The 22,542-nt window shown below is 69.5% G+C and carries 20 protein-coding genes; 5 read left to right on the top strand and 15 right to left on the bottom strand.

The features are described 5' to 3' along the window. The first annotated feature begins 21 nt into the window (after positions 1-21). Positions 22-354 carry a YnfA family protein gene (locus tag AD72_RS21440; RefSeq protein WP_031468332.1) on the top strand — a complete coding sequence of 111 codons (333 nt, stop codon included), beginning with the start codon at positions 22-24 and terminating at the stop codon, positions 352-354. Here the strand turns inward: AD72_RS21440 and AD72_RS21435 are convergent. The 10 genes from AD72_RS21435 to AD72_RS21390 all read right to left on the bottom strand — a co-directional run bounded on the left by AD72_RS21435 (position 332) and on the right by AD72_RS21390 (position 13,199). Continuing rightward, positions 332-1,237: a sugar kinase gene (locus tag AD72_RS21435; protein ID WP_031468331.1), complete on the bottom strand. Its 906-nt coding sequence runs from the start codon at positions 1,235-1,237 to the stop codon at positions 332-334. The two genes, AD72_RS21440 and AD72_RS21435, sit on opposite strands and share 23 nt — an antisense overlap. 64 nt (positions 1,238-1,301) lie before the next feature. After that, positions 1,302-2,048, bottom strand: coding sequence for a sulfite exporter TauE/SafE family protein (locus tag AD72_RS21430; protein ID WP_031468330.1), 747 nt, complete (start codon positions 2,046-2,048; stop codon positions 1,302-1,304). Positions 2,049-2,053: 5 nt separating this feature from the next. Continuing rightward, positions 2,054-2,767 carry a GntR family transcriptional regulator gene (locus tag AD72_RS21425; RefSeq protein ID WP_051898850.1) on the bottom strand — a complete coding sequence of 238 codons (714 nt, stop codon included), beginning with the start codon at positions 2,765-2,767 and terminating at the stop codon, positions 2,054-2,056. Between the two features lie 78 nt (positions 2,768-2,845). After that, positions 2,846-5,872, bottom strand: a complete 3,027-nt coding sequence (locus AD72_RS21420) for an alpha-mannosidase (protein ID WP_031468328.1) — start codon at positions 5,870-5,872, stop codon at positions 2,846-2,848. A gap of 60 nt (positions 5,873-5,932) precedes the next feature. After that, entirely contained in the window at positions 5,933-6,766 is an 834-nt protein-coding gene (locus AD72_RS21415) for a carbohydrate ABC transporter permease (RefSeq protein WP_031468327.1), read from the bottom strand. Continuing rightward, positions 6,763-7,647, bottom strand: a complete 885-nt coding sequence (locus AD72_RS21410; RefSeq protein WP_031468326.1) for a carbohydrate ABC transporter permease — start codon at positions 7,645-7,647, stop codon at positions 6,763-6,765. The genes AD72_RS21415 and AD72_RS21410 overlap by 4 nt, the downstream gene beginning before the upstream one ends. Positions 7,648-7,653: 6 nt before the next feature. Next, positions 7,654-8,964, bottom strand: coding sequence for an extracellular solute-binding protein (locus AD72_RS21405; RefSeq protein WP_156365311.1), 1,311 nt, complete (start codon positions 8,962-8,964; stop codon positions 7,654-7,656). A gap of 81 nt (positions 8,965-9,045) precedes the next feature. Further along, positions 9,046-10,167: a hypothetical protein gene (locus AD72_RS21400; protein WP_055731207.1), complete on the bottom strand. Its 1,122-nt coding sequence runs from the start codon at positions 10,165-10,167 to the stop codon at positions 9,046-9,048. A gap of 147 nt (positions 10,168-10,314) precedes the next feature. Continuing rightward, entirely contained in the window at positions 10,315-11,787 is a 1,473-nt protein-coding gene (locus AD72_RS21395; protein WP_031468323.1) for an FGGY-family carbohydrate kinase, read from the bottom strand. Then, the gene (locus tag AD72_RS21390) at positions 11,784-13,199 is read right to left on the bottom strand and encodes an L-fucose/L-arabinose isomerase family protein (protein WP_031468322.1); all 1,416 of its coding nucleotides are present in this window, start codon (positions 13,197-13,199) and stop codon (positions 11,784-11,786) included. The genes AD72_RS21395 and AD72_RS21390 overlap by 4 nt, the downstream gene beginning before the upstream one ends. 132 nt (positions 13,200-13,331) lie before the next feature. Here AD72_RS21390 and AD72_RS21385 point away from each other — a divergent pair, with 132 nt between their 5' ends. Next, a complete protein-coding gene (locus tag AD72_RS21385) occupies positions 13,332-14,336 on the top strand; it encodes a LacI family DNA-binding transcriptional regulator (protein WP_031468321.1) in 1,005 nt (334 codons plus the stop codon). An 84-nt stretch (positions 14,337-14,420) separates the two neighbouring features. Here AD72_RS21385 and AD72_RS21380 read toward each other — a convergent pair whose 3' ends face one another. The 3 genes from AD72_RS21380 to AD72_RS21370 are packed head-to-tail and all read right to left on the bottom strand — an operon-like array spanning position 14,421 to position 18,052. Next, positions 14,421-15,434: a substrate-binding domain-containing protein gene (locus AD72_RS21380; protein WP_031468320.1), complete on the bottom strand. Its 1,014-nt coding sequence runs from the start codon at positions 15,432-15,434 to the stop codon at positions 14,421-14,423. 27 nt (positions 15,435-15,461) lie between these two features. Further along, the gene (locus AD72_RS21375) at positions 15,462-16,487 is read right to left on the bottom strand and encodes an ABC transporter permease (RefSeq protein ID WP_031468319.1); all 1,026 of its coding nucleotides are present in this window, start codon (positions 16,485-16,487) and stop codon (positions 15,462-15,464) included. Continuing rightward, entirely contained in the window at positions 16,484-18,052 is a 1,569-nt protein-coding gene (locus tag AD72_RS21370; protein ID WP_031468318.1) for a sugar ABC transporter ATP-binding protein, read from the bottom strand. Before AD72_RS21370 ends, AD72_RS21375 begins: the two co-directional genes overlap by 4 nt. A 112-nt stretch (positions 18,053-18,164) precedes the next feature. On the opposite strand from AD72_RS21370, the gene AD72_RS21365 reads away from it, so the two are divergent. Continuing rightward, positions 18,165-18,569, top strand: a complete 405-nt coding sequence (locus tag AD72_RS21365) for a DUF5313 family protein (protein WP_231644921.1) — start codon at positions 18,165-18,167, stop codon at positions 18,567-18,569. A 7-nt stretch (positions 18,570-18,576) separates the two neighbouring features. On the opposite strand, the gene AD72_RS21360 is transcribed toward AD72_RS21365, so the two are convergent. Beyond that, positions 18,577-19,476 carry an EamA family transporter gene (locus AD72_RS21360; protein WP_031468316.1) on the bottom strand — a complete coding sequence of 300 codons (900 nt, stop codon included), beginning with the start codon at positions 19,474-19,476 and terminating at the stop codon, positions 18,577-18,579. Positions 19,477-19,573: 97 nt separating this feature from the next. Between AD72_RS21360 and AD72_RS21355 the strand changes: the two genes are divergently transcribed. Together AD72_RS21355 and AD72_RS21350 are read left to right on the top strand one after the other, a co-directional pair. Then, a complete protein-coding gene (locus AD72_RS21355) occupies positions 19,574-21,115 on the top strand; it encodes an alpha/beta fold hydrolase (protein WP_031468315.1) in 1,542 nt (513 codons plus the stop codon). A gap of 67 nt (positions 21,116-21,182) precedes the next feature. Then, the gene (locus AD72_RS21350) at positions 21,183-21,791 is read left to right on the top strand and encodes a DUF3558 domain-containing protein (RefSeq protein WP_031468314.1); all 609 of its coding nucleotides are present in this window, start codon (positions 21,183-21,185) and stop codon (positions 21,789-21,791) included. Positions 21,792-21,816: 25 nt separating this feature from the next. Here AD72_RS21350 and AD72_RS21345 read toward each other — a convergent pair whose 3' ends face one another. Continuing rightward, positions 21,817-22,464, bottom strand: coding sequence for a TetR/AcrR family transcriptional regulator (locus AD72_RS21345; protein WP_031468313.1), 648 nt, complete (start codon positions 22,462-22,464; stop codon positions 21,817-21,819). Positions 22,465-22,542: the final 78 nt, after the last annotated feature.

Below are 22,542 nucleotides of genomic sequence, written 5' to 3'. Positions count from 1 at the left end.
CCCGACCGAGGAGGCCCAGCCGTGCTCATCCTGCGTTCGATCGCGCTTTTCCTGCTCGCCGCGATCACCGAGATCGGCGGCGCCTGGTTGATCTGGCAGGGCGTGCGCGAACACCGGGGATGGATCTGGATCGGTGCCGGGGTGCTCGCGCTCGGTGTCTACGGCTTCGTGGCGACCCTGCAACCGGACGCGCACTTCGGCCGGATCCTCGCCGCCTACGGTGGGATATTCGTGGCCGGGTCGCTGGCCTGGGGCATGGTCGCCGACGGATACCGCCCGGATCGCTACGACGTGATCGGCGCGCTGATCTGCCTCGTCGGGGTCGGCGTGATCATGTACGCGCCGCGCGGCTGACCGGCACGAAGTCATCGGTGCTGCGCAGGGTCCGCGCGGCGAGCTCGTGTCCCTCGGCGAGGCGCCGCTCCGGTTCGTGCCCGGCAAGCAGGCCCGCGAGGTATCCCGAGGCGAAGGCGTCCCCCGCGCCGACGACCTCCACGACCTCGACCGGTTGCGCGGGCACGAAGGTCTTGTGCTCACCCTCGAACTCGCTGGCTCCGATGGCACCGTCCTTGATCACCAGCCGCCGCGGACCGGGAATCAGCTCGCGCACCTGCTCCGGGGTGTCCAGACCCCACAGCGTCTGTGCCTCGTCCTGCCCGACGAACACCACATCGGCGCGGGCGGCCAGCTCGCGGAGCACCGGGGCGGCCTCGGCCACCGGCCAGAGCGCGGGGCGGTAGTTCACGTCGAAGGAGACCAGCCGCCCGTCCCGCTTCGGCAGGGCGAGCACTTGCGCCACGAGCGCCCGGCAGCTCGCCGAGAGCGCAGGGGTGATCCCGGAAAGATGCACCAGACGCAGCTCGTCCAGCGGCACACCGTCGAGTTCGCCCTCGCCCATCCGGGAGGCGGCGGAACCGGCCCGGTAGTAGTGCACCGTGGTCTTCTCGGTACCCGGGTTCTTGAAGTACACCCCGGTAGGCGCTTCGGCGTCGGTGCGCACGAAGCGGGTGTCCACCCCGTGCCCGGACAGGGTGCGCACGATCCGTTCCCCGAAGGGATCCGCGCCCACCCGGGAGAGCCAGGCGGTGTGGTGGCCGAACTCGCGCAGGTACAACGCCACCGTCGATTCCGCGCCACCGATGTCGAGCCGCAGCCGCTCGGCCTCGGTGAGCGGCCCGTCCAGCGGCGCGAGCAGGGCCATGGTTTCTCCGATGCACAGCACTTCGACTGGTTCCACGGGGGTTCACCGTAGCGGACCGGGTGCCGCGCCCACTCCGCGAATCTCCTTTCCCACGATCTGGTCAGCCGTGCAAGGCAAGGTAGGGACCGAGTGCGAGCAGGGCGATCACGATCACCCGCTTGAGCAGCCTGGTGGGTACCCGGCGGGCGATGACCCAGCCGATGAGCACCCCGGCGAGCTCGGGTATCCCGACGATCGCGGCGAGCGGCCAGTCGATGGCACCGCTCGCGGCGTAACCGATCGAACCTATCCCGGCGATCACGATCGACTGGGCCTGCGCGGCGGCCAGCGATTCGAGCACCGGAACGCCGAAGGCGAGCAGCAGCGGGACGGTGAGCATGGGCCCGCCGATCCCCACGATCCCGGCGACGACCGCCACGGCGAACCCGGTTCCGAGCACGGTCAGGGTCCCCGGATGCGCCCGCTCGGTCTGCTCGGCGTGCCGTTCCCGATAGAGCACGAGCAGCGCGGCGAGCACCACGAGCACGCCGAGCAGGATGCCGAACGCCCGTGCCGAGACGTGCGCGTTGAGCAGCACACCGAGCGCGGTCCCCGGTAGCGCGGCACCCGCGAGCAGCAGCGCGGTCCTGCGGTTCGCCGGTTCGCGCAGGTGCCCGGAGCGCAGATAGGCGCCGGTGCCGAGTGCCCCGGTCGCGACGTGCGTGACGATCGCGGTGCCCGCCACCTGCGCCGGGCTCAGCCCGGTGAGCACGAACAGGCCGATGGTCGGCAGTACCCCGCCGGGACCGAGCGCGGTGATGCCGATCCCGCCGAGCAGGCCGAACAAGCCGAGCAGTAGCACCGTCATCCCGCTCACCTCGGCAGGCTCGCGTGGAAGCTGATCCGGTCCGCGCGCAGGTGGATCGACTCGAAGTCGACCGCCCGCCCGTCCGCGAGCCGGGTGCACCGCTCCACGGCGAACACCGCGGTGGATTCGGGCACCTCGAGCAACTCGGCACTGGCCGGATCGGCGTTGACCGCGTGCAGCAGCACATCCGAGCGGCCGAGCCGCTGCCCGCTGGTCTCCTCGATCAGGGCGAACACATCCCGGCCCGCGAGGTCCCTGTCGAGCAGCGGCAGCCCGATGTCCGCGACCAGGTACGTGCTGTCCAGGGACAACGGCGCGCCCCCGATCCGGCGCAACCGCTCCAGGTACACGATCCGCTCCCCCGGCTCGATCTCCAGCCGCTCGGCGATCGCGGGGGTTGCCGTCTCGATCCGTGCCGCCCGCACCTCGTTGCCGAGCTCGCCGTGCCCGTCCAGGTTCTCCGCGAGCCCGGCGAGGCGGTCCAGGCCATGGCCCAGTTTCGGCCGCACGACCGTGGTACCGATGCCCCGGCGCCGGGTGATCAGCCCCTCGGCGCGCAGCAGCCCGAGAGCTTCCCGGACCGCGTTGCGCGAGGCGCCCAGCCGCTGCCCGAGCGCCCGCTCATCGGGCAGCGGCTGGTCGTCGAAGGTGCCCTGGGCGATGGATTCGCGCAACACTCCCGCAAGCTGGCGGGCCCGCTGTGCTCGAGATGTGGTCACCCGGCGAGGCTAACCGGGTTTCGATGACGGCTGTGTTACGCCACCCCACGTGCGCTGCGCAAACGCCTCACCTGCGGATCAGGAGCCGGGAGCCGGAGTTGCGCCACGCGTGAACCGGATGGTGCGCAGCTGGAAGGGCCGCAGGGCGATGGTGAACCCGCCCTCGGGGTGCGCGTATTCCTCGGGTTCGGCCCAGTCCCGCTCGAGCAGATCGGTCGCGGCGACCCGCTCCACGCCGAAGCTCGCGCGCACCGTGGCCTCCGCCCGGGTGCCACCGCTCTCGTAGAGCCGCAGCACCACATCGCCGGAACGGTCCTCGGCGAGCTTCACCGATTCCACCACCACATCCGGATTGTCCACGGTGACCAGCGGGTGTACCGGGTTCGCGCCCTCGATCTCCCGCGCGGGCAGGTTGATCCGGTACCCCTCGCGCACCGCGTCCCCGATCCCCGCGCCGACCACGAGCGCGTGCCGGAAGCGGTGCCTGCCGTGATCGGTCTCCGGATCGGGGAACCGGGGCGCGCGCAGCAGCGAGGCCCGCAGCACGTTCGCGATCCCGGCCGGTGTCGCCGTGCGGCTGACGTCGTGCCCGTAGGTGGCGTCGTTCACCAGCGCGACCCCGAAATCCGGTTCCGCAACGTGCACCCAACGGTGCGCGCAGATCTCGAACTTGGCCGCGTCCCAGCTGGTGTTGTCGTGCGTCGGCCGGTAGGTGTGGCCGAACTGCACCTCGCAGGCGCACCGGTCGGCGTGCACATCGACCGGGAAGGCGAGCTTGAGCATCTTCTCCGACTCGTGCCAGTCGACCTCGGTCTCCACCTCAAGCACCCGTCCGCGCAGCCGCAACCACTGGGTCAGCGCCGAGGAGCCGAAGGAGCGGGTGATCCGCACCCCGTCCGCGGTCGCCACGAGCTCGTCGACCGCGGTCAGATCGGTGACCGAGTTGCGGTAGAACTCGTCGATGTCCCAGGCGTCCCAACGGTTCGGCAGGTCCTGGTGTAGCTGCAGCAGCGCGGCGCGGGTGCCCTGCGGGACGACCTCGCGCCCGCTTTCCCCGTCCAGCACCGAGCTGATCAGCCCCTCGGCGTCCACGGTCACCGTGAGCGCCCCGTTCGCCAGCCGGAAGCCACCCTCGTGTTCGCGCACGGTGACCGCTTCCGGCCCGTTCTCGGCCGTATCCGCGCCACCGGCGGCGATCCCGTCCCTGGCGTGCGGGGCCGCGTTGAACACCAGCCGCCGGGACCCGGTTCCCGCGAGCGCGTGCTGCGCGGAACCGATGATCTCCTCCAGTTCCTCCGCCGCCCGCGCATAGGCGTGTTCGGCGTCCCGGTGCACCCAGGCGATGGAGGAACCGGGAAGAATGTCGTGGAACTGGTTGAGCAGCACGGTTTTCCAGATCCGGTCCAGCCGCTCGTACGGGTACTCGAATCCACTGTGGACGGCCGCGGTCGCCGACCACAGTTCCGCCTCGCGCAGCAGGTGCTCGCTTCGCCGGTTGCCCTGTTTGGTCTTGGCCTGGCTGGTGTAGGTGCCCCGGTGGAATTCGAGGTAGAGCTCGCCGACCCAGACCGGTGGCGCGGGATAGTCCTGTTCGGCGTGGGTGAAGAAGGCGCGCGGCGCCTCGATCGCCACCTTCGGCGAACCGTCCAGATCGGCGGTGCGCGCGGCGCGGGCCAGCATCTCCCTGGTGGGTCCGCCACCGCCGTCCCCGTGCCCGAACGGAACCAGTGAACGGGTGGCCGCACCCTTTTCCTGGTAGTTCGCGCTGGCATGCGCCAGTTCCCGGCCGATCAGCTCGGAGTTGTAGGTGTCCACCGGCGGGAAATGGGTGAGCACCCGGGTCCCGTCGATCCCCTCCCAGAGGAAGGTGTGGTGCGGGAACTTGTTGGTCTGGCTCCAGGAGATCTTCTGGGTGAGGAACCATTTCGAGGCCGAGGCGGTGACCAGTTGCGGCAGCGCCGCGCTGTAGCCGAACGAGTCCGGGAGCCACACCTCCTCGGTCTCGACGCCGAACCGGTCCAGGAAGTACCGCTTGCCGTGCACGAACTGGCGGGCCATCGCCTCGCTGCCGGGCATGTTCGTGTCCGCCTCGACCCACATTCCGCCGACCGGGACGAACTGGCCCGCGGCGATCTTCTCGGCCACCTTGGCGAAGACCTTCGGGTGGTGCTCCTCGATCCAGGCCAGCTGCTGTGCCTGGGACATGGCGAACACGAATCCCGGATCGGTGTCCATCAGGGCGGTCACGTTCGACGCGGTGCGCGCCACCTTGCGCACCGTCTCGCGCAGCGGCCACAGCCAGGCGGAATCGATGTGCGCGTGCCCGATCGCGGAGATCCGGTGCGCGCTGGACCGTGCCGGACCGGACAGCGCCGGGGCCAGCCGGTCCCGTGCGGCCCGCGCGGTGCCCGCGATGTCCCCGAGATCGAGCACGTCCAGCGCGGAGGCCAAGGCGCGCAACAGTTCCCAGCGCCGCGGGTCGGCCTCCGGGCAGGTCCGCATCAGGCCGTCCAGCACCTCGATATCGGCCACCAGCTCCCACACCGGTTCCTCGAACACGGCGAGTTCGGCGCGGGCGATCCGGTAGAGCGGTTCGGTTCCCGCGGTCGCCGGGTCACCGAGCGGGGTGGGCGCGAAGCTGAGGTCGCCGTCGTCCAGGATGAGCGGGTTCGCCGCCGCCTCCACGTAGAACTCGACCTGTTCGCCGCCGGAAACCGGGTCACCGACGGGAATCCAGGCGTTGCGCGGGTTGAGCCCCTTGACCGGGGTGCCATCCGGCAGATACACGAGACCCTCGCACTGGAAGCCCGGACGGTCGGCGTCGAAACCGAGGTCGAGCACCAGCTCCACCCGCCGCCCGGCCCACTCCCCGGGCACCCGGCCGCGCACGTGGAACCAGCTCGTTCCCCAGGGCGGTCCCCATCGCTCGCCGACCGCGAACGGGCCGTACTGCGCGCCGAGCGCGTCCCCGACGGGCACCGGTTCGCCGTCCACGTGCCAGACCTCGAGCTCGACCGGGCACGCGGCGCCGTACACCGCGGGGCGGATCCGCTCACGCAGTGCCCGGGTGATGCGGTCCTCGGTCAGCTTACGATCGTCGTGCATCTACATCCCTTCGTCTAGCACAGTCTTTCATCGAGCACAGTCTTTCCACAGTCCGGAGTTTCAGCCCTTCAGGCTGCCCGCGGTGAGCGCGCCGACGATGTACCGCTGCAGCGCGACGAACACGAGGACAACGGGCACCACGGCGATGATGCTTCCCGCGGCAAGATACTGGGTGCTGATCTCGCCGCCCTGGTTCTGCAGGTTCACCACGCCGACCGAGATCGGGTACATGCTCGAATCGTCGAGCAGCACGAACGGCACCACGAACTGGGACCAGGACAGCACGGCGACCACGATCCCCGCCGAGGCGATCCCCGGCCGGGCGGCGGGAAGCACGACCGAACGCAGCGCCCGGCCCCGCGTGCACCCGTCCACCAGCGCGGCCTCGTCCAGTTCCACCGGGATGCTGTCGAAGTAGTTGCGCAGGAACCAGGTCTGGAACGGCGCGGTCACCGCGACATAGACCAGGATCAGCCCGAGATAGTTGTTCAGCAGGCCGAGCGTCACGAACAGCCGGTACATCGGGATCACCAGCACCAGCGGCGAGATCAGCTGCGCGGCCAGCACCCCGCGGGAGAACGTGGCCCGGCCGCGGAACCGCAACCGGGACAGCGCGTAGGCGGCGGGCACGCACAGCAGCAGGCAGCCGAGCACCGAACCGGCGACCACGATCACCGAGTTCAGCAGGTAGCCGCCGATCCCGGTGGTCTCCAGCACGTGCGTGTAGTTGCCCCACTGCGGGCTGGCGGGCAGCAGCGGCGGCGGGGTCGCGACGATCTCCCGCGGAGTGCGCAGCGAAAGGGAGAGCACCCACAGCACGGGGAAGGCGAACACCACGACGGTGACCACCATGGCCAGGTAGAGCCCGGCGTTCTGCCAGCGCCGCTTGGTCATGGATTCACCTCCCTGCGCTTGTGGTACCGGAAGTAGATCGCGATCATCACCGCGTTGATCAGCAGCAGCACGATGGACATCGCGGCGCCGCGGCCGAGGCCGAGCTGGGTGAAGATCTGGTCGTACACCTTCAGCGCGAGCACCTGGGTCGAGGTGCCCGGACCGCCCTTGGTCAGCGCCATGATCATGTCGAAGCTGTTGAAGGTCTCCACCGTGATGGTCACCAGATCGATCGCGATCAGCGGCAGCAACGCGGGCAGGGTCACCGCGCGGAACGCCTGGAACGGGCCCGCCCCGTCCAGCCGGGCGGCCTCGAGCAGATCACGCTGCACCGTCTGCAGGCCCGCGTACATGAGGATCATGGAGAACGCCGTGCCCCGCCAGACGTTCGCGATGGTGACCGAGACGAGCGCGTTGCCCGGATCGGAGAGGAACGCCGAGTCACCGGAGAACCCGAGCAGGCTGCCCAGATAGTTCAGGATCCCGGATGTGCTCTCCTGATAGAGCAGCTGCCAGATCACCCCGATGACCACACCGGGAATGGCCCACGCGGTGAGCACCACGGTGCGGGTGACCATCGCCCCGCGCAGCCCCCTGTGTTTGGCGTTGTCCACCAGCAGCGCGATCAGCAGGCCGAGCAGCAGCTGGAACACCACGCTGAACACCACGAACAGGAACGTCACCCGGAGCGTGTCGGCGAAGTCCGGCCCGGTGACCACACTGCGGTAGGCGGATCCGGTGTAGGAATAGGGTTCGCCGCTGACCATCGTGGCGTCGGTGAACGACAGCCGCACGATCTCCACGATCGGATAACCGAACACCACGAGCAGCAGGGCTCCGAGCGGTATCAGCCAGATCCAGGGTTTCGCCGCGGTTTTCATGCGCGCCTACACGATCTGGGCCAGCGCGGCGTCCACGGCGGCCTCCGGTTCGGCGGACAGGGAGGTCACCGAGGACAGCGCGATCTGCATGGCCTGGGAGACCTGCTGGTACTCCTTGCGCAGCGGGCGCATCCGGGCGTAGCGGGCCAGGTGTTCGCGGTAGAGCTCGGTGAACGCATCCCCGTGATACGCGGAATTCCGGTACACCGGGCTGCGTGGCGGCAGGTTTCCACTCACCGTGCACCACCGCGCCATGCCCTCGTCCGCGACATAGCCGTCCAGCAGCAGCCGGATGCTCTCCCGCGCGACCTCCGGGTCCTTGGCGAACGAGGCCCAGGTCCAGCCGCCCGCCATGCAGGTGTGTCCCTGTCCGGACCGGCTCGGGATCGGGCCGATGGTCCAATCCTTGGCGAAATCCCCGTTGGTGACCAGTTCCTGTAGCTGCGAGGCCTGCCAGCTGCCGCCGATGAACATCGAGACCCGGTCGGCGACCACATCCGGGTTGATGTCGTCGTTGCTCTGGATGGTGGCGACCCGCTGCGGGGCCACCTCCTCGGTGATGAGTTTCCGGATGAAGGCCAGCGCGTCGACCATCGCCTGCCTGCCCTTGCCGTGCGCGAACCCCGGTCTGCCGTCCGCGGTGAGCAGCTGACCGCCCTGGGACCAGTAGAACGGCCACAGCACCGCGTCCACGCTGTCCTCCGAGCGCGCGCCCGCGAACAGCACCTGTTTGCCGTGTGCCGCGGCCTTGCGCCCCGCGTGCAGCAGTTCGTCCCAGGAGGCGGGCGGGCGATCCACGAGATCCTTGCGGCAGAACAGCACCCGCACATCGGTCTCGAACATCAGCGAGCGCGGTTGCCCGGTGCTCGCCATCACCGGGTGGAACTGCGGGAACCAGTCCCCGAGGCGGACCCCGGCCTCGGCCATCGGTTTGCTCAGATCATTGGCGTAGCGCGCGAAGCGGGGAAACAGATAGGAATCGACCGCGGCCACCTCGGGCGCGCGGTGCTGGGAGGCCTGCAGCAGCAGTTTCGCCATCGCCTGGTCGATATCGGTGACCGTGACCTGCGGGATCACCTGCCAACCGCTGGTGCGCTCGTAATCGGCGAGCACGCGCTGGGCGTATTCGGCCCGCGCCTTGGTCGGTGACTGGACCGACTCGGTGGGAATGGCCAGCCAGCGGAAGGTCCTCGGGGGCGGCGATCCGGTGCCGCATCCGGCGAGTCCGGCGAGTGCGCCCGCCGCAGCGAGCGTGAACAGCTTTCTGCGGCCGAGCGCCGAACCACCTGCGGTCATCCGGTCTGCCTCTCGATTCACCTGACAACGTTGTCGTTGGCGTAGGAGTATTACCGGAGCGGCCGCACCCGGCCAAGGGGCTGCGCCCAATTTGTCTTGTTGTCATGTCCAATGCGGCGAACTGGCGGCGTCGCCGAAGCGGAGCGTGTCGAGCTCGATCTGCTCCGTGCGGGTTCGCCTGGCGAAAGGGTCCGGGCCGAGCCGGTACCAGTGCCACACCGCCTTCGCCGGTTCCCAGCCGGGGAACCGTTCCGCGATCTGATCGTTCACGTACAGCGCGTGACTGCACCACTCGTACCAGATGCTCGCCCGTCGCCGGCGCAGTTCGGCATCGGTGTGGGTTTCCCGCGGCGGGCGATACAGCTGCGCTCGAGCCTCGAGATGGGCGCGCAGCGAATGCTGCATGGCCAGCGCCGGATCGCGCAGCAGTTCGAGCGTGCCCCCGCAGCACACCGCGCAGCCGCATTCCCACAGCTGGGCCAGTTCGGTCATGCTCGCGACCAGCCGCTCCACCTTGTCCGCACGCAGATAGGTCAGCAGGCTCGGCACGTACACCGAGAAACCCGTTCCCGGTGCGCCGCCATCGCCCGGCGGATAGATGTGCCGCAGCGTCGCGCGGGTGCCCACCGCCGCCGCGTAGCCGCCGTGCGCGAGCAGGCCGAGCACCGAGCTGTCCCCGCGCAGGAACAGCAGCGGCGGGCCGTGCTCGAGTTTGTCGGCGAGCCGCAGCGCCCCGCGCAGCGTGCGCCGCACCGCGAAGGGATCGCGCTGGTGTTCGACCGCGACGGCGACCGGCACCTCGAAGGTCACGATCGCCTCGGCGAGCCTGGCGACCGTTTCCTCCTCGGCGAGCCACCAGTTGGCCAGCGGCAGCAGCGCGATCACCGGCCCCGGGCGCACGGCGGTCTGCTCGAGGATGCCGTGCAGTCCCCGCCAGTCCCGTTCGGCGAGGTAACCGGAATCCGTCAGCGCGATATGTCCCCGGTTCTGCTGGGCGGTTATCCAGTCGTCATCGATTCCCTCGCCCGCGTATTTCCGCCGTTTTCCGGTGTAATAATCGCGGTCGTGCAGCACCGGAAAATCGCCCGCCGACGCCAGTTCCACCCGCCCAGTGCACACCAGCCCGGAATTCCCCGGTTCCACCAACCCGGTGAGCGAGTCCGACTCGGCCTGTCGGCATTGCAGCATCAGCAGGCCACGTAGGTCCCCGATCGAGGCTGGCACACCATTCATCCTGCGGGAACGGTGCGCTATTTGTCAGCGTAATTCCCTCGAATGCCAGCGCCGGTCACCTTTTCAGACCAGTACGCTCGAGCTGTTCAGTCACGCTGCCGTTCGGCGAGGCTCAGTCACGCTGCCTTTCGGCAAGGCTCAGTCACGCTGCCTTTCGGCAAGGAAATGCGCGATATCCGCCGTCGCCGGGTAGAGCTCACGATAGCGGAGGTAGAAATCCTGGTACTCCTCGTGCCGTGCCGGATCGGGGCGCACGGTCCGCACGACCGGGTTCCACCCCTGTGCTTCGGCACCGGTGGCGAGCGCGGCGAGCATGGCGTTGCCGAAACAGGCACCGATGGTCTCCTGAGGCACCGACTGCTCGGCGCCGAGCACATCGCTGACGATCTGGGTCCACAGTCCGCCCGTGGTACCGCCACCGACCGCGACGAGCCGGTTCGTCTCCCCACCGGCGGCCTGCATGGTCTCCAGGTTGTGCCGCACTCCGTAGGCGATCCCCTCGAGCGCGGCACGATACAGCTCGCCGATGCCGTGACCGAGCGTGAGCCCGGCGAGCACACCCCGCGCGTCCGGGTCGAAGATCGGGGTCCGCTCACCCGCGAAATACGGCAACAGCAGCAGACCGGCGCTTCCCGCGGGCGCCTGCCCGGCCAGTTCGGCGAGCTCGGTGTAGTCCCGGCCGCTGAGCTGGCGCAGCCAGTCGGTGATCGAGCCGGAGGTGGCCATTCCCGCGGCGAGCGTGTAAGTGTCCGGAAAAGCGCCGCAGGTGGTCCACAATCCCTTGTGCGGCAAGGGATCGGTGAGCACATCGACGAGGAACATCGTGGTGCCGTACATGACCATGGTGTCCCCGGGCTCGCGCACCCCGACGCTGGTGGCCTCCGACCAGGCGTCCACCGTCCCCGCGGTGACCGGAATCCCTTGCGGCAGACCGGTTTCCCTGGCCGCCTCGGCGGTGACCGTGCCCACCACCTCGGTCGGCCAGGCCAGCCTCGGCAGGGTGATCCCCGGCGCGACCAGCGGGGCCCATTCGGCCGACCAGTCCCGCGCGGTCAGGTCGTACATCGGATCGCACTGGCTCGCCGAATGGTGGTCCAGCACGTACTCCCCGGTCAGCCGGTGCACCACGAAGGAGCTGCACATCAGGAACAGCTCGGTGCGCTCGTAGACCTCCGGTTCGTGCCTGGCCAGCCAGCGGAACTTCGGCCCGACCGCCTGGCTGGACAGCGGAGTCCCCGCGCGGCGCAGGATGTCCTCGGCCCCCAGTTCCTCGGTCAGCTCGGCGATCTCGGCGGTGGCCCTGGTGTCCACTCCGTACAGGATCGCCGGGCGCAGCGGGGTGCCATCGGCCCGTGCGGGCAGCAGTGTCGGGCCGATCCCGCTGACCCCGACCGCGCCGACCGGTTCGGCCGCCTCGGCGAGCAGTTCCGTGGTCAGCGCGCGGAAATCCTGCCACCATACGGTTTCCGCATCGTGTTCGAACCAGCCGGGATGCGGGCTCGCGGTCTCGTGCGGGCGGCTCGCCCGGGCCCGGATCCGCCCAGCGGCGTCCACGAGCACCCCTTTGGAGCTCGCCGTGCCGATATCGATACCGAGAAAAAGTCCGTTCACCGCCGCGACCACTCCTGCACCTCGACACCGAGCATCCGGGCCGCCGCGACCAGTTCCGCCCTGCGGTCACCGGGAACCGCGTGGATGTGGTTCGCCCCGAAGTTCGACAGGAACACCTCGGCGGGCGCGTCCAGGCGAGCGAAGGCGTGCGGCCACTCCGGAGTGGACTGGTTGACCAGTTCGGTGTTCGTCGCCTCGTCGTAGTTCTCGAACTCGCCGAGCATCAGCTGCAGCCGGTAGGCCCCGTCGGCGCGGGTGAGCCTGCCGAGTGTCATCTGCCCGGGCGCGGCGATGTGCTGCACCGAGGCCCCGCCCGCCGGGAAGAAGAACACCTCCGGATACAGGTGCACCTTGGCCAGGTTCTCCGCGGGATCGGCGCTGCGCGCGGCGTACCAGGTGGCGTGCTGGCCGGAATTGCACAGGTCCCAGATATCGCGATCGGCGTGATAGTGCCGGACATCCGCGAACAGCACCGGATCCCCGGAGATCTCGTGCATCAGCTGCATCGTCAGCGCGCCGTCCATGTCCGCCTCGGTCGCGGTGATGTGCGGTGCCTTGGGGCCGTTCCAGTCGTAGGGATCGTTGAGGAAGGCCTCGGTGACATCCATGGTCGCGAAGTTCTCGGTGAGCTCCGGCTGGGCCTTGATCCCGGAGAAGTCGATGTGCCGCTCCTCGATGATGTCCCGGATCGCCAGATAGGAACGGATCTGCCGCTCCAGCAGTTCCGGGGTGAGCTTCGCCCCGTCGTAGTGCACGCCCGCAGCGTAGCGCTCCAGCCATTCCCGTGCCCGCTTCGCCTCGGCCGCGTCCGCCCGTTCGGCGCGCAGCACCAGCTCGTACTGGTCGATCTCCTCCACATCGATGCCGAACCGGCGCATCCACTGGTCGGTATTGGCCACCGTGGTGTTCATGCCCATCGGCCTGCCGCCGAACCGGCCGAAGGTGCGCCCGCGCAGCCCGCGCACCGCGGCCGCGGCACCGGCGACGGCCCCGATCCGGGCCACGAGCTCCGTCTCCTCCGGCGCGCCCCACAGCCGGGTGTGCTCCCGGCCGATCTGATCGAGCGAGCCGCCCGCGGCCAGCATCCCGACCAGCCCCGGCTCGGCCGGATCGGTGCTCGCCACCAGCACGAGCGGACTCTCGGTCGCGTCCGCGGCGAGCATGGAGAAGTGCGGGAAGGCCCAGACCGCGTAGTAGAAGACGGTCAGATCGACCCCGGCCGCGGCCACCTCCCTCGCCCGAGCGGTCGCGATCGCGTTGCTGGACAACGACTCCCCGGCGCGTACCACCTCGTGTCCCGCGGCCTCCAGCGCCCCGGCCAGCCGATCCTCCTTGGCGCGGATGAACTCCCGCACCCGCTCGTGTACGTGTCCCCGGCCGTCCGAAATACTGATCACGCCGATTCGCGCCACGTGTATCCCTCCAACGGACACCTGCCCGGGTAATCGTTTACTCACGACGTTATGCTGGTGCATGATGGGGTGTCAATAGCCCTTCAGAGCCCACGAAACGAGCCCTGTCCGGCACCCAGTGAGGAGCAGTCCGTGGCGACGATCAGCGATGTGGCAGCCCGTGCGGGGGTCTCCACCGCCACGGTGTCCCGCGCGCTGAACGGGAAGAGCAGCGTGGATCCGGCGCTCGTGGAACGGGTCGTGCAGGCCGCGCGCGAGCTCGGGTACCAGCCGAACGGCCTCGCCCGCAATCTGCGCAGGCAGGAGACCGCGGTGATCGCGCTGATCATCTCGGATGTGGAGAACCCGTTCTTCACCGCGCTCGCCCGCGGGGTCGAGGATGTGGCGCAGGCGGTCGGCTACTCGGTCGTGCTGTGCAACGCGGACGAGAACGGGGAGAAGGAGCGCCGCTACATCGATGTCGCCGTGCAGGAGCGGGTCGCCGGGGTGCTGCTCTCCCCGACCAGCACGGGCACCGATGTCCGCGCCCTCACCGAGCGCGGCACTCCCGTCGTCGCCGTCGACCGTCCGCTGCCGCAGGCGGCGACCGACAGCGTGCTCGTCGACACCCGCGCGGCGGCCAGGGAGGCCATCGTGCACCTGGCCGAGCAGGGCTACACCAGGATCGGCTGCCTCACCGGTCCGTCCGGGATCCCGACCGCCGACGAACGCCTCGCCGGATACCGGGACGGGCTGCGCTCCGCACGCCTTCGCCGCGATCCGAGTCTGGTGCGGCGGGCCGAATTCCGCGCGGCAGGGGCCCGCGCGGCCATGACCGAATTGCTGGCCGGGGAAGGCGGCGAGCGCCCCGATGCGCTGTTGATCGCGAACAACGCGATGGCCATCGGGGCACTCGTCGCCATATCGGAGGCGGGTTTACGGCCGGGCACCGATATCGGGGTGGTCTCCTTCGACGACGCGCCGTGGGCACCGCTGATCGACCGGCCGCTCACCGTGGTCGCCCAGCCCGCCTACGAGATGGGAACCGTTGCCGCGCAACTACTCCTGGCGCGCGTCAACGACAGCTCCCGCGCACCCACGCGAACCACCCTCTCCGCGCGCCTCATCCCGCGCGCCAGCTCGAACCCCACGGCCTGAGGCTTTTCGCTTTCCACCCGGCTGTCCGCTCGCACCGCGGCGGGGTTCCGCCACCGGACCCGCCAAGCAAGCCGCACCCAGCTCCTAGCCCTGGTTGAGTTTGGTGTAGACCTGGGCGGCATTGTCCTTGGTCACCTGCTGCGTCGGCAGGGTCTGGTTCTTGGGCACCGGTTTGCAGTCCACGAGGATCTTCTTCGCGGCCTCGATGGCCTCTTTGCCTCCGGTCGGGTACACGAAGGTCGCGGCGAGCCTGCCCGCTTCGACCGCCTTGATGCCGCCGGACGGGATCGGCAGCCCGTCGATGCCCACGAATTTGACGTTCTTGAGCCCGGCGGACTGCGCGGCGAGGTAGGCACCTTCGGCCATCGGGTCGCCCTGGGCGAACATCACCTGGATGTCGGGGTGTGCCTTGAACATCGCTTCGGCCTTCTGCTGGGCCTTGTCCCGCACCCATTCTCCGGACTGGCTCTCCACGACGTCGATCTTCTTGCCCTGGATGCCTTCCTTGAACCCGTCGGAGCGTTCCTTGGCGGGGGTGGAGCCGTCCAGTCCGCGGATCTCGCCGACCTTCCCGCCGCCCGGCAGCAGCTTCGAGGCGACGAACTGGCCCGCCTGTTTGCCGATGTCCTTGTTGTCCCCGCCGATGAAGCTCGTGTACTGATCCCCGTTGATCTTACGGTCGAGCACGATCACCGGGATCCCTTTGTTGTAGGCGTCCTTGACCGCCTGGGTCAGCGGTGCCGCCTCGTTGGGGCTGATGATCAGCAGGTCGACCTTCTTGGTGATGAAGTTGTTCACGTCGTCGCGCTGTTTGGCGTTGTTCTGCTGGCCGTCCTGCACGTCGACATCGGTGACCTGGGGCAGCAGTTTCTTCGCGTATTTCTTGATGTCCTCGTCCATGCGCTCGCGGTACGGCTCGGCCACGTTGGCCTGGCTGACCCCGATCTTGTACTTCCCGTTCGGGCCGCCGCATTTGGGCTGCTGCTGCGGGGCGCCGCTACTGCCCTTGTCGGCGCTGGTGGTGGTGCCGCAACCGGCGATGAGCGCGAGGGTGCACGCGGCGGCCGCCGCCACGGTGCCGATCTTGCGTACTGACATGGGTTTCTCCAACCGTGTAGAAGGGATTCAGGCGCGCATCGAGGCGGGGCGCAGCAGCTGCAGTCCCGCGGTGAGCACGATGACCAGGCCGATGATGATCAGTTGCAGATCGGAGTTGACCCCGCGCAGGGCGAGGATGTTGCGCAGTACGCCGACCAGCAGCGCACCGGCGACGGTGCCGAGCACTCCACCGCGTCCACCGGTCAGGCTCGCTCCGCCGATCACCACCGCGGCGATCGCGTCCAGTTCGTAGGTCTGCCCGTCGTTGGGGTCACCGTTGTTGAGCTGCCCGGCGTGCACGATCCCGGCGAGCGCGGCGAGCAGCCCGCAGATGCCGAACACCAGGATCTTCGTCCGCAGCACCGGAACCCCGGAAAGGCGCGCGGCCTTCTCGTTGCCGCCGATGGCGTAGACGTGCCGGGAGAACGTGGTGAACCGCAGGAAGAGCGCGGCGAGCACGGCGATCACGATGAAGATGATCGCGGGAATCGGCACGGTGCCACCGAAGGTCTTGCCGCCGATGAAGGCGAAGGCGTCCGAGACCGGGCCGCCCTGGGACTGGTAGGTGATCGACACTCCCTGCCCTCCGGACCAGATCCGGGCGATACCGCGGGCCACCTGCATCCCGGCGAGGGTGACGATGAACGCCTGGATCTTGAACCGCGCGTTCGCGATTCCTTGCAGTATCCCGAAAACCAGGCCGACCCCGAGTACGCAGATGATCGCGGGCCACATGCCGAACCCGCTGTGCGCCAGCAGTACCGAGATGCCGACGCTGGCCATGCCCAGCACCGAGCCGACCGAGAGATCGATCCCGCCGATCAGGATCACCATGGTCATGCCGACCGCGAGGATCCCGTTCTCCGCGGAGGCGCGCACCACGTCGAGCAGGTTGTCCGGGCGCGGGAAGGTCGCCGGGTCCAGGATCGTGGCGAGGATGAACACCGCGACCAGGCCGAAAAGGCTCTGGAACTTGAATATCGTGGCGATCACCGTGGCACCGTTCGACCGAGTGCCCGGCAGGTGCTCCTCGAGCCCCTTCGCTGCGTTCATCCGTGCTCTCCCCTTGTTTCGTCCGTCGGCGCCGTGCCCATCGATACGGCCAGCAGTTCGGCCTCGCCGAGCCGTGCGGTGGACATCTCCCGCACGCTCACCCCGTCGCGCAGCACGACCACCCGGTCGCACACCCCGATCAGCTCCGCGAGTTCGGAGGAGGCGAGCAGTACCCCGAGTCCCTGCTTCGCCGCCTCGGTGAGCAGGGTGTAGATCTCGGCCTTCGCCCCGATGTCCACGCCCCTGGTCGGCTCGTCGAGCAGCAGCAGTCGCGGCTCGGTGACCAGATTCCGCCCGAGCACGACCTTCTGCTGGTTTCCCCCGGACAGTGCCCCGACCGCGGTGCGCACCGAGGCCGTCTTCACCCCGAGCCGTTCGACCATCCGCGCCGCGGCGTCCCGTTCGCTGCTGCCGCGCAGGAATCCGTTCCAGGCGATCGTGGACAGTGTCGACAGCACGCTGTTCGCGGTCACCGAATGGTCCAGGCTGAGTCCCTCGATCCGGCGGTCCTCGGGCACGTAGGCGATCCCGCTCGCCATGGCGTTGCGTACCCCGGAGGGGCGGTATTCCTTGCCGTTCAACAGGATCCGCCCGTGCAGCCGTCCCTTGGCGCCCACTCCGTACAGCGTCTGCAGCAGCTCCGTGCGCCCCGCGCCGAGCAGCCCGGCGAGGCCGACGATCTCCCCCGCGTGCACCCGGAGGCTGATCCCGCGCGGATCGCGGCGCCCGGGAACCGGGCGTTTGCGGGACAGCCGGAGCTCGCTGACCTCGAGCAGTTCGGCTTCGCGCGCCGCGGATTCGTGGGTGAACAGCGCCTCGACCTTGCGCCCGACCATGGCCTCCGAGGCCTGTTCCGAGGTCATGGAGCCGACGTCGAACTCCTTGACCACCGAACCGTTGCGCAGCACCGTGGCCACATCGGCGATCCGCCCGATCTCGTCCATCCGGTGCGAGATGTAGACGATGCCCACACCCGCCGCCCGCAGTTCGGCGACCACCCCGAACAACTGCTCGACCTCGTGCGAGGACAGCGCGGAGGTCGGTTCGTCCATGATCAGCACCCGCGCGTCGAGGGCGAGCGCCTTCGCGATGATCACCAGCTGCTGTTCCCCGGTGCGCAGCTGTTCCACCGCGCGGCGCGGATCGATCGGGATCCCGGTGCGCTCCAGCAGTGCCGCGGTGCCCGCCACCATGGCGCCGAAGTCCGCGGTGCCCAGCCGGGTCCGCGGTTCGCGGCCGAGGTACACGTTCTCCGCAACGGACAGCGCGGGGACGAGGTCGAGCTCCTGGTGGATCATCGCGATCCCGGCGTGCTGCGCGTCGGCCGGGCGGGCGAACCGGCGCGGCTCACCGCCGACCTGGATCATCCCGGTGTAGTCGGTGATGTCCCCGGAGAGCACCTTCATCAGGGTGGATTTCCCGGCCCCGTTCTCCCCGAGCAGCGCGTGCACCTGCCCCGCGCGGATGGTGAAGTCGACATCCACGCAGGCCTGCGCGCCACCGTAGGATTTGCTGATCCCGGCCATCGCGACAAGTGGGACGCCGCCGTCCGTCTCGTTCCCCATGAGCTCCCCGACACTTCGGGTAATCGATTTCCGCAACGCTAAGGCAGTCCCGCTCAGGGTGTCAAGCATCACGCTCACTGACGGTATGCGGGCGCGGGCTATTCTGGATCCCGTGCGCCGCCCCAATCCCCTGCTCTGGCTGGCCTACCAGTTCACCGGCAGGCTGCCCGCCCGGTATCGGGACTGGGTGCTGCACGACGGCATCTGCCGGACCTGGCTGCTGCGGGTGTTCCTGCGCGGCTTCGTGCAGATGCTGCCGGTGCTCGCGGTGCTGTTCGTGTTCTTCGCCGTGGTGCTCGGCGGGCCGCTACTGCTCGCCTTCGGTTCCATCCTGCTCGCCCTGCTCGTGGGTTTCCGGTTCGTGCTGGCCTATTCGGTGGAGAGCGTGGACCACCGGCTCGCCAAGAACGGGCACCCGCCGGGTTACGGCACCACGATGCGCAAGGCCCGGTACAAGGCCGAGCACACCGATGAGGACGAGGACTACGACCGGGTCTGGCGCACCCCGGGACGCTGATCCGGCGCTAACGACTCCGAGTGGAACCGATCGAGGCCACCACGACGCAGCCCACGGCGATCCACTGCCGCCAGCCGAGCTGTTCCCCGAGCACGATCAGCCCGGCCAGCGCGGCCACCGCCGGTTCTAGGCTCATCAGCACGCCGAACACCCGCGGCGGGATCCGGCGCAGTGCCTCGAGTTCCAGGGTGTAGGGCAGCACCGAGGACAGCAGGGCGACGCCGAGCCCGGCCAGCAGCGCGGTCCAGGAGAATATTCCGGATCCGCCCTGCACGATGCCGACCGGAAGCGCCAGCACCGCGGAGACCGCCATCGCCAGCGCCAGCCCGTCGTGCCCGCTGGTGCGCTTGCCGAGGGCGCTGCCCGCGAGGATGTAGCCGCCCCAGCAGACACCGGCTCCGAGCGCGAACACCACGCCGAGCCAGTCGATCCGCCCGCCCTCGGCGAGCAGGAACACCCCGAGCGCGGCGAGCAGTGCCCACCCGGCGTGCACCAGCCTGCGCGCCCCGATCAGCGCGATGGTCAGCGGGCCGAGGAACTCGATGGTCACCGCGACCCCGAGCGGGATCCGGGAAATCGCCTGGTAGAGCAGCATGTTCATACCGGCGAGGACGACCCCGTAGCAGATGATCGCGGGCCAGGCCTGCCTGCCGACCCGCAGCGAGGGCCGCAGCACCGCGAGCATGATTCCGGCCGAGAACACGATCCGCAGTGCCACCGCGCCGATCGGTCCGGTCACCGCGAACAGCTGTTTGGCCACGCTCGCCCCGAACTGCACCGAGACGATCCCGACCAGGATCATCGCCGGCGGTGGCACCCGGCCCCATGCCGCCCCCGCCGATTCGCGGATCTCCCCGGCGAACGACCAGAACCGCTGTGCCCGTTCCGAGGAGGTAACCGTGACCACTCGCCCTTCTCCTTCCACCGCCCACTCACCAGCGTCTCACTGTGTACATGTCAAGCTGACGGTGGATCAATGACATTTCAGTGGGAGGGACCCAACCGTGCGGTACGCGCCCGTCTGCGCCGCGATCGTGCTCCTCGCCGCGGTGCTCGCCGGATGCACGGCGGGCCCCTCGGCACGGCCCGCGATCATCGGCGCCCCGGGCCCCGCTCCGGCACCGGCCGGTTCCGGTGACCCGGCCAAGCGTCCCGTTCCCCCGCTGGACCGCAGCAACCAGGATCAGCTCGCCTGGCAACCCTGCCCCGCCGATGTGCGCCGGAATCTCGCCGAGTCCAATGCCCCGCTGGGCAACGCCCAGTGCTCGACGATCGCGCCCCGGCTCGGCGAGGACACCGTGCCGAGCATGATGAACGCCAAGATCAGCCTGCTCAAGGCGGGCACCGGCGCGGTCCCGCTGCTCGTGCTCGACGACGTGGACGGGGAACCGGGCACGGTGTACGCGGCGAAGCTCGCCGCGACTCTTCCCCCGGAGATGCTGCGCACCTTCACCCTGATCGGGATGGACCGGCGCGGTACCGGCGACTCGGACGGGCTCGGCTGCATCCCGCAGCCCGACCGGGCCGCGATCCTCGGCTACGACCCGGCCGAGGACAAGCTGGACGACCTGATCACCGCCGAGCGCGATGCCGTGCAGCAGTGCCAGGTCGACATGGAGAACACGCTGCAGAGCTTCGACACCTACAACACGGTGCGCGATATCGAGGTGCTCCGGGACAAGCTCGGGGTCGCCCACCTGAGCGGCATCGGCCGCGGTGAGGGTGCGCGGCTGCTCGCGCAGTACGCCACGCGCTATCCAGGGCACGCGGGCCGGATGGTGTTCGACGGGTTCCCCGATCCCAACGCCGAGATCCAGGACCGGTATCGCACCAGGGCGGACACCGCCGAGCAGACCTTCGACGCCTTCACGGACTCCTGCCGCGAGGACGGCTGCCCGCTCGGCGCGGATCCCCGGGCCGCGCTGACCGCCCTGCTGGGCTCGCTGCGCGCGAAACCGCTCAGCAGCGCGGGGATCAGCATCGGGCCGGGGATGGCGGTGAACGCGGTGCTGACCGGGCTCGCGGACAAGCAGCGCTGGCCCGAGCTCGCCAAGGCCATCGCGAGCGCCCGCGGCGGGAACGGAGACGGCCTCGCCGCCTTCGTGCGCCCGCTGATGCAGGGCAACGAGGACACCGGATCGCGGCTGGACGCCCGCATGGTGACCGGGTGCAACGATGACGAGGCCCGGCTGCCACCGCAACAGGTCAGCGCTTCGGTCAAGGAATGGCGCGCCAAGGATCCGCTGTTCGGCGCCACCTTCGGGCACCGGTTGCTGCTGTGCCTGCCCTGGCCGCCCTCGTCCAAGGCGGTCGGGAAACCCAGCGACAAGCTCCCGCCGAGCCTGATGCTGTCCACCGCGCACGATCCGGTCACCCCGCAGGAGGGAACCCAGCGGGTCGCCCAGCAGATCCCCGCCGTGGTGCGGGTCGGCTGGCAGGGCGCGGGACACGGCGCGCTCGGGAATTCCGAGTGCGCGACCGGGAAGGCGAGCAACTACCTGGTGCACGCGAAGCTGCCGAGTTCGAGTACCGCCTGCCCGGCCTGAGAGCGCACCGGACACGCCCGGCGCGCGGATTCCGGTCCGTGCCTCGCCGCCCGGCTAGCCTTGGCCCGTGCACAGCCGAACCCTGTCCGCCTGCGTCCTCGCCTGCGCCGCCGTCCTCGCGACGGCCTGCTCGGGAACACCGCACTCCACGCCGGCCGAGCAGTCCCCGGCACCGAGCAGCCCGGCCCTGTCCAGCGCGCCCAGTTCCGCACCGCAGTCCAAGGCGGGCAACGGGATCGACCTCGCGGGCGCCGATCCGTGCGGCCTGCTCAGCGCGGCCAAGGCGAGCGCGATCGGGATGCCGGCCAAGGGCAGCCCGGCACGCAACGAGGTGCTGGACAACGCCCCCATGTGCGGTTACACCAGCGAACAGAGCCACCTCGGCCTGCTGCTGACCGCGGTGAGCAGCAAGGGACTCGAGTTCTTCGGCCCCGGCAAGGTCGCGGGCTCGGTGCGCAAGACCACCGTCGCGGGCCTGCCCGCCTTCCAGAACCGGCCCACCGATGCCCCGCCCGGATCGGATTTCTGCACGGTCACCGTCGGCGTGCGCAGCGGCCAGGCACTCGACGTGCTCTACCGCGAGGACGCCGCCGAGGAATCCAGGGGCGAGGATTTCCTGTGCCAGCGCGCGAAACAGGCCGCGAACGCGGCGGTGGGCACGCTGCGCGCGAAGTGAGCACCGCAACCCGGAACCCGAGTGGTCAGCCGGATTTCAGCCGTTCGAACAGCGCCCGGAACCCGTCCAGGGCCGCTTCCAATGCCACCTCGAACGACTCACCGTCGATCTCGGCGGCGTGCGCGTGCAGGCGGTGCGCGTCGTAGAGGTTCGGGTACCGGTCGAGGTAGACCCGAACGTCATCGGAGAACCCCTCGGAGAATCCGCCGGAGTACTGGGTCATCGCCGCACCGATCACCAGATAGCTCACCGAGGCGCCCACCATCGTGGCGTAGCGGGGTGGCCAGCCCGCGGCGAGCAGGGCGCCGTGGATGGCATCGGCCTGGCGCAGCGAGGCGGGCCGGCTGCGCGGCCCGCGCGCGAGGAACGGGACCAGATTGGGATGTTCGGCCAGCAGTGCCCGGTAGGAACGTGCCCAGGCGCGCAGTCCGCCGACCCAGTCCCGCTGCCGCAGCGCATCGGCGATGTCCACCCGCGCGGCGAGATCGTCGACCAGCGAGTCGAGCAGTTCGTCCTTGGTGGCCACGTGCCCGTACAACGAAGCCGCCCGCACCCCGAGCGCGGTGGCGATCCGTCGCATGGTGAGCCCCTCGAGTCCCTCGCTGTCCAGGATCTCGAGTGCCTTCGCCTTGATCACCGCCCCGGAGAGCAGCGGCGTGGACGGTCGCGGCACGCTCGCTCCCTCCTGCCGATGGGCCGGCCCTTGACCGCCGAGGGTACAGTAAACCTAACGATGTTCGGTTTTTCGGGA

Source organism: Sciscionella sediminilitoris, from assembly GCF_000737195.2.
Lineage (GTDB): Bacteria > Actinomycetota > Actinomycetes > Mycobacteriales > Pseudonocardiaceae > Sciscionella > Sciscionella sediminilitoris.
Note: the sequence above shows the minus strand (reverse complement) of the source record. Positions and strands in the feature narration are given on the sequence as shown.